This window comes from Chitinophaga sp., from assembly GCF_036566945.1.
In the GTDB taxonomy this organism is placed as follows: domain Bacteria; phylum Bacteroidota; class Bacteroidia; order Chitinophagales; family Chitinophagaceae; genus Chitinophaga.
Genome location: NZ_DATCVJ010000617.1, coordinates 1 through 7,210 on the forward strand (window position 1 = coordinate 1; position 7,210 = coordinate 7,210).

At 47.3% G+C, this 7,210-nt stretch carries 4 protein-coding genes; all 4 read right to left on the minus strand.

Annotated elements, in window-relative coordinates:
• Positions 1 to 413: hypothetical protein (locus tag VIP81_RS18915; RefSeq protein ID WP_331964549.1), on the minus strand; the 413-nt coding region annotated here is incomplete at its 3' end.
• A 299-nt stretch (positions 414 to 712) separates the two neighbouring features.
• The gene (locus tag VIP81_RS18920; RefSeq protein WP_331964552.1) at positions 713 to 2,410 is read right to left on the minus strand and encodes a RagB/SusD family nutrient uptake outer membrane protein; all 1,698 of its coding nucleotides are present in this window, start codon (positions 2,408 to 2,410) and stop codon (positions 713 to 715) included.
• A 10-nt stretch (positions 2,411 to 2,420) separates the two neighbouring features.
• Positions 2,421 to 5,729 carry a TonB-dependent receptor gene (locus VIP81_RS18925; RefSeq protein WP_331964555.1) on the minus strand — a complete coding sequence of 1,103 codons (3,309 nt, stop codon included), beginning with the start codon at positions 5,727 to 5,729 and terminating at the stop codon, positions 2,421 to 2,423.
• 69 nt (positions 5,730 to 5,798) lie between these two features.
• On the minus strand, positions 5,799 to 7,022 hold the full coding sequence (locus tag VIP81_RS18930) for a FecR family protein (RefSeq protein WP_331964558.1): 1,224 nt from the start codon (positions 7,020 to 7,022) through the stop codon (positions 5,799 to 5,801).
• Positions 7,023 to 7,210 lie beyond the last annotated feature (188 nt).

Consider the following 7,210-nt stretch of genomic DNA (forward strand, 5'->3'; position numbering starts at 1 on the left):
GAAGAATTACCATTCTGGGTGCTGAAGGAAACCCGTAACGGATACCTATTCCTGACAGTAATACTTAAATTGGTTTGTAAAGTATGCTGATGAATATCCCGTTCGGTATACGGTGTATCAATGTTCGACTGATAATAGAAATCATATAGCACATTCCCATGTACTGCTAAAAAAGGTGTATGCACAGGCACCTCTACAGGGGCCGGTTTTCTCACAGCTCTGATAGCAGTAATGTCGGATGAATCTGGCCTGTTATATAACATCACAGGAATGCGGAAAAGGGTTTTACATCCACTATGTATATAAAGGTATCCGGTATCTGAAATATGCCTGTTACCCAATGACAATTGTTGTCCTAACACAGGTATGCCGGCTATAAGGGTTACAACCAATAGTAAAACTAAAGCTCTCACTTGAATGCAATTACAACATAAAATAGGGACAAGAAGCAGCCATGCATCTGTATTCACAAATACTCAACTGGTTAACGAACATCGTATTAATTTGATTAAGGTTTCATAGTACAAAAATTAAGTCAAGGGACACAACAATATTTAGTTGGACATCGGAATAAAGGTATAAAAATTATTTACAAAAAATAATTATTTTAAATTTTTTGTGCGCTTATGTTATCATGTTAATATAAGTGCACAAAAAAACAGATCATGCCATTAAAAAAATGACATGATCTACCAAAGAAATAACCTCGGATTTAATACATCGGATTCTGCACCATCTTCGGATCTGTCTGCGTTTCTATATACGGTATCGGCCACAAATAATCCCTCCCTGCATTAAACGTCCGCACCTCTATCACCCGCATATCCGCTTTATTCGCCACCTGGCTATAGTCCGCAATGCCATTGGCATCTATCGCCGGCGCATTAGACAGCAACCCTCTCGGCACCCGGCCATAAAAAGGTCCTTTCATTACTTTCTCCGCAATTTTCCAGCGGCGTATATCAAACAAACGGAAACCCTCATAGGCCAGTTCGTACATTCTTTCTTTACGCACGGCAGCACGTAATGCTGCTTGTGTGGATCCCACCGGAATTTCCGGCATGTTCACACCGGGGCGCTGCCGCACATCATTGATGGCTTTAAACACCGAGGCATCCAGTTCGTTAGCTTCCATTTTGGCTTCGGTATAGGTGAGTAATACTTCTGCGTAACGTATCAGGGTAATGCTCATGGTAGACATGCGCATGTTGTCTTTATCTTTCAGGTCGATGTACTTACGCCAGCAATAACCGCTGAAGGATGCATATGCATTTACGGCGTCCTGGTTCACGATGCGGGTAGCTGGCGTGGTGTTATAGTTCCAGCAGGTAAGACTATCCTTATGTGTTTCGAACTGGTAGTTAAAAAAGATAGACCCCGGCAGGGCGATGGTATATCCCAATCTTGGATCGCGGTGTTGGAAAGGTTTTGCAGGATCGTATAACGGTGATTTATCGATCGTAAGACCATCAGTACATTCGTAGGCATCTACCAGCGATTGAGAAGGCACTTTGTTGGAGGCACCGCCGGCATTTCTGCATAAGATAGGATAAGGTCCGCCCCAGTTGAGTACAGGTAGTTGGTACTGCAGGGCGAGAATAACTTCGGCGGAATTTTTATTATCATAAGAAAACAGTCGCGGGAAATTATCTTCCAGTTTATATACATTCAGATCCATCACGGCTTTGGCGGCTTCGGCAGCCACTTTCCATTTTTCATTATACAGGGCTACCCTGGCTTTGATAGCCAAGGCGGCGCCTTTGGTAGCGCGACCTGATTCTGCAGCAGGATAAGTTTTAGGCAGCCAGGCAGCAGCGCTGTCCAGCTCTGCGAAAATGAAATCCAGCACTACCTGTTTCTCACTGCGGGGTAATTGTGCTGTTTCTAAAGTAAGGGTGTGCGTGACCAATGGCACACCACCAAATAAAGAAATGAGTTGTTGATACATGTAGGCGCGGATGAAGCGCGTTTCGCCCATGCTGCGCTGAAACAGGACGGCATCGGTGAGTGGCTTTACTTTTTCTGCGTTGTCGAGGATATAATTACAGCGACCTATTACTTTATAAAAGTCGGTCCATAAGCCTTGTGTATAGGTGTTGTTGGCGTCGTGGTTGCCGGTGCCTATTTTCTGCAGGTCGCTGGCATTACGTTCGTAGCCGATGTCGGTGGCGGCATCCAGCATCAGGCTGATGTTGGGCCCTTCCAGCTGTCCGGGATCATATTCATCCATGGGCTTGTTCATGGCCCTGTACAGGCCATTCACGGCCAGTAACAGCTCGTCCTGATTTTTAAAGAAGGCTGCATCAGAAGGACCGTTGAGCGGACTTTTATCCAGGTAGTCTTTGTTGCAGGCTTGTACGGCCAGCAAGGCAGTGGCAATAATGATATAATAAGTGAAATACTTCTTCATGACGACGGTTTTAAAAATTTACGTTAACGCCAAAACTGTACACCTTCATGACAGGGTAATTATCTGCTACGCCCACCGCTGTTTCTACGTCATATCCCGGCCAGAATTTAGCCATGGTAAACAGGTTAGATCCATTTACAAAAATGCGCGCACTATTCAGCTTTATAGATTTTGTAAGATGTGAGGGCAGCGTATATCCTATTTGCAGATTCTTCAAACGCAGGTAGGCCGCGCTTTTCATCCAGAAGCTGGAAATTTGCTGGTTGTTGGTACCACCGAATACCAGTCGCGGAAAAGCGGCGTTGGTATGTTCTGGTGTCCAGTAATCTTTAAAACGTTCCTGTGCAGTACCGCCTACGGAACTCACATAAAAGGGCATGATACCGGCGCCGTAAATTAATCCATCTACCTTACCTACGCCCTGTAGAAAAGCACCGAAGTCAATCCCTTTCCAGGAAGCATTCAGACTTACACCATAGGTATATCGTGGAATGGTATTGCCCATCACCACTTTATCGTTTTCATTGATGATGCCGTCGCCGTTCTGATCTTTGTACTTAATATCACCGGGAGCGATGGTACCAAATTGTGTAGCATGTTTGGCTACTTCATCTGCATTCTGGAAAAAGCCTGCTGCTTCCAGTCCAAAAATGGCATTCACCGGATACCCTTCCCTGCTCACGGTTACAGCCGACTGATTGATACCGTGCATGTCCACCACTTTATTTTTTACATCCGATACATTTACGCCGATATTGTATTTAAAATCTTTGATGTGACCATCGTAGTTGAGTCCCAGTTCCCAGCCTTTATTACTTACTTTACCGGCGTTCTGATAAGGGGCTTTCAGTCCGGTGATGAGGGGTATATTCAGGAGCAACAGGATATCTTTTGTTTTGCTGCTATAATAATCTGCTGTTATAGAGAGATGTGAAAACAAGGTGACATCTAATCCTACGTCACTCATCTCAGTACTTTCCCAGGTAATATTTTTGTTGGCCAATGCGTCCATAGCGGCCGCATTTACTATTTGTCCACCGATAGTATAAGAGCTGAGATTCACTACCGTAGCAGAAGGATAATTGCCGATGTTCTGATTACCTAATCTTCCCCAGGAGCCACGTAGTTTCAGTTCATTCACAGTGGGTTTCAGGGCCGCCATAAAAGCTTCCTCTGAAATGCGCCAGCCTGCGGAGGCGGAAGGAAATACGCCCCATTTGCGGCCTTCCGCAAAACGGGAAGATCCATCGTTACGGATATTTAATTCCAGCAGGTATCGTTCTTTATAGTTGTAATTCACCCTGCCAAAAAAAGAGCGCAACGACCATTCCGCACCGGAGCCGCTGTTCTTCATATTGCCGGCGCCACCAGCATCCAGCACCGGGTAATCGGGCAATACGTAGTTATCGCGGGAAGCATTCATGATGTCCTGCCGGTAGCTGTTTTGCTCCGCGCCTCCTAACACTTTCACATCATGCTTTCCCCAGGTTTTGTGAAAAGTAAGCGTACCCCGCATGTTATTGTAAAACTCCCGCTGATTAGATAGTTCGAGTAAACTTACCGTCGGATTTTTATTGGCCAGACTCCCATCCGGGTGATAGGTCTGCAATGCTTCCGAAAATTTGTTCGTATAGGTTTGTACGTATTTGGGGGCAATATTAAAAGAGGCGGTAAGCCATTCTACCGGCTGGTAGTTGATCGTGGTGTTGACACTTCCCCAGGGCGCACTCAATTTTCTTAATCCACCTTCTCTGGCGGAAGCGGCAGGGTTGTTACCTACCCATCCTTCGCCACGGGTACCGTTGGAATTCCACGCCAGCTGGTTGGGAGAAATATTATTCATGTAGGCAAACAGTACATCAGCGCCTGCCGATGGCTCTGTCGTTACCGGACTGATATACTGCAGATCAAACTGCATGTTCAGCTTTTTGGAAAAAATGATGTCGGTATTGGCGCGGACGGTGAGCCGTTTAAATTCTGATTGTTCGATGAGACCTTTCTGATCGAAGTAACCAACAGATAACAGCATCTTTACTTTATCGGTACCACCGTTCACCGTTAAAAAATGGCTTTGCTGAAAACCGGAACCCTGGAGCACTTCCTTTTGCCAGTCGGTGTTGGGCAGAGAATCGGAGCTGCTGTTGCCCTGCAGCCGGTATTTTTGCAGTAATGCATCTGAATACAAAGGCGTACGACCGGAATTCTTATACGCTTCATTCGTCAGCAGCATATAATCCAGTGCGTTGGTGAGTGCAGGCAAATTGGTGGCCTGTTGCCAACCTACATAGTTATTATAGTTGATAGACAGTTTACTGCTTTTGCCGCGTTTGGTGGTCACGAGGATAACGCCGTTCGCCGCACGGGAGCCGTAGATAGAAGCCGAGGCGGCATCTTTCAATACGGTCACGGACGCAATTACGTTAGGGTCTATGTTGTTGATAGATCCTTCCACGCCATCGACGAGGATCAGCGGATCAGGATTTTTCAATGTACCCCAGCCGCGGATGCGGATGGTGCCGCCGTCGCCCCCGGGTTTACCGTTGCCTTGCGTAATGGTAACGCCGGGCATGGTGCCTTGCAGGCCGGCAGATGTTTGTCCTACGGGCCTGGCAGCCAGCGTTTCACCGGATACCGTAGCCACCGCGCCGGTGAGATCCACTTTTTTCTGCGTGCTGTAACCCACTACCACTACTTCCACGAGCGACTTAGGCGTAGGTGATAACCGGATATGAAAAGTCGTTTGATCTCTTACCGGTTCCTGGATAGTTTGATAACCGATACTGGAAATGGTGAGTACATCCTCTTCACTGATATTGTTGATGGTAAAACGTCCGTTCACATCTGTCTGCACTCCTTTGGACGTGGCTTTCACGCCTACCGACACCCCCGGCAAACCTATGCCCGTACTATCGGTGATGGTACCGGTAATGGTTTTATTGGGGCCTTCTTTGCCGGTAGCCGGCGCCGCTGATTTAGCGCTTTTTATCACCACGGTACCGTATTTAATCAGGTAAGTGAGTGGCAGGTCTTTCAGGCATATTTTCAATGCTTCGTCGAGGGTTTTGTTTTTGATTTCCACGCTGAGTGGCGGTGTATTTTCCAGCAACTTTTGATCACAGATAAACTGGTAACCGGTTTGTTTGCTGAGGATATCAAAAACTTTGTCCAGTGGCATTTTGGTGGCCGACAATTTCACCGTTTGCGTTTGTGCGCTGGCGGATAAGGCGCCTGCCATCAGCAGCCAGACCAGCCATGTTTTGAGTGTAGCCGGCACGCGGCTCCTCCTCCCGTGGGAGTGGGAAATGGTAAGCAGTTCCATACTAACTTTGGTTGCGTTTAATGTAAAGGATCGTTAAATATAAATGCGGGTGCTAAACGTGGAAAATCATCATTTCATCGTGGCTGGCATAACGGTAATTTTGTTACCGCTGGTGCTGAAATGCACCATGCCGGTTTGTTCCAGCAACTCGAGCAGCTGGGCGACATTTTCTTTACGGGTCATGCTACCATAAAGCTGGATGCCGGATAAATCTCCTTTGTAGGCAATATCCACATCATACCAGCGGGCAATTTGCCGCATAATCATGCTGATATCTGTTTTGCGAAATCTGAATTCTCCTTCTTTCCAGGCCATTACGTCTTCCAGATCCGGCCGGCTGATGGTAAAGCTGTTGCCGTTGTCGTCTATGCTGGCCTGTTGTCCGGGTTTCATCAGCGAAGTGGCGTTGCCCTGCGACACACTCACCGCACCTTCCACCAGTGTTGTTTTTACGCGCCTTTCGTCGGAATAGGCCATTACGTTAAAGTGGGTGCCCAGTACATTTACCTGCATGCCACGGGCGCGTACAATAAAAGGTTTGTCTGCCTGTTGCGCTACTTCAAAATACGCCTCGCCTGTCAGCGTCACGCTGCGATCCTTACCGGTAAAGGCAACGGGAAATCTCAGCGACGAGGCGGCGTTGAGCCATACCTGGCTGCCATCGGGCAATACCACCTGGTACTGTCCACCTCTGGGCGTGCTGATGGTATTGTACTGTGGCGCCGCATTTACATCGTTGTTGCTGGCGGTATAAGCCAGGCGGCCACTGTCCAGTTTAATGATGCGGGTGCTGCCCTGATGCCCCAATGCGCCATCACGGGCGCTGTCCAGCACAATTGTGCTCCCATCCGCCAGGGTGAGTACGGCTTTGTTACCACCCGGAATAATGGGTTGCACGGTGTTACGGGCTATCACCGCTACACGCGGTGTTGCACGATACCACCAGGAAAAGCCTGTTCCCAACAGTATCAGCAATACGGCGGCAGCAGCCAGTTTATAAAGGATATGGATATGGGGAGATGTAGTAGCAGTAGCGGTATCAGTAGCATCATGCATATTTGCCATCGCTTCCCGCTGCCCTGCTTCCTCCATCACCTGCTGAAATGCCTGTTGCAGATCTACTCCACTGGCTTCCCTATAACGATCTTCTGCGAGAATACCGGCAATCATTTCACCCAATACAGGTTCGTTGTCTGTCTCCTTCACCAGTGCCTGCAGCCGTTGCAACTCCTCCGGAGTGATGCGATCGCCCAGGTACTTTTCCAATAATACTTTTAGTTCCTCATTTGACATAAAACCGGATGAAATATCAGCACACTCGCATGAAGGGCTGCTATTATAAAGACGAAAAAAATAATGACGGGAATCCTTGGTAAGCGAAAAGAATTACGAATTACGAATTACGAATTACGAATTACGAATTACGAATTACGAATTACGAATTACGAATTACGAATTACGAATTACGAATTACGAATTAC

Excerpts from the sequence above, each read along its gene's own strand:
- VIP81_RS18925 (WP_331964555.1), bottom strand. The coding sequence starts at position 5,729 with ATGGAACTGCTTACCATTTCCCACTCCCACGGGAGGAGGAGCCGCGTG.
- VIP81_RS18920 (WP_331964552.1), bottom strand. The coding sequence starts at position 2,410 with ATGAAGAAGTATTTCACTTATTATATCATTATTGCCACTGCCTTGCTG.
- VIP81_RS18930 (WP_331964558.1), bottom strand. The coding sequence starts at position 7,022 with ATGTCAAATGAGGAACTAAAAGTATTATTGGAAAAGTACCTGGGCGAT.